The 514-nt window shown below is 54.7% G+C and carries 1 protein-coding gene; it reads right to left on the bottom strand.

Translation table 11 applies throughout. The features are described 5' to 3' along the window. Positions 1-108 precede the first annotated feature (108 nt). Positions 109-514, bottom strand: a 406-nt coding sequence (locus tag Xkoz_RS19355) for a tail assembly protein (RefSeq protein ID WP_099143534.1), incomplete at its 5' end; no start/stop codon positions are given.

Below are 514 nucleotides of genomic sequence, written 5' to 3'. Positions count from 1 at the left end.
TCATGATGGCCTCTTCCCAAAGAAAAACACCCTCTCAGCTTACCGCTCACAGGGTGGGGGTGACCATCTCATTAAGCCGCTTGCGCGACCTGATTGAAACGATGAAGATTATTGTTGGTCTTCGGCGTAAATTCCCGCTGAGATGATGGCACCCCCGATGCGGCGCTTGCCATATCCAATCGGAACCGGGTTACCCTGCGCGATGGAGTTGACCGGACCACCAAACGCATAGGATGGTTTATTGTCGGGATCTTCCCGTCTCGCCAGTCCGCCCGGCATCGGCGACAACATTTGCACCACTCCACCCAGCATCATGCCTACGCCGGACATTACCATCGGCGCACCAAACGGCGTTGCCGATAAGAACACCCCGGCAACCACCATCACCGCACCGAGAATAGTCTGCAATACCCCGGCTTTTTTGCTGCCAATGATCACCGGTACAATCCGAATGTCGCTCTCACCGGATAATGCCAGTTCGTCGCGATTGATATTGCGTTTTCCGATGAATACG

Origin of the sequence: Xenorhabdus kozodoii (assembly GCF_002632875.1) — a bacterium.
Classification (GTDB): Bacteria; Pseudomonadota; Gammaproteobacteria; order Enterobacterales; family Enterobacteriaceae; genus Xenorhabdus; species Xenorhabdus kozodoii.
This window is presented reverse-complemented; position numbering and strand designations above follow the sequence as displayed.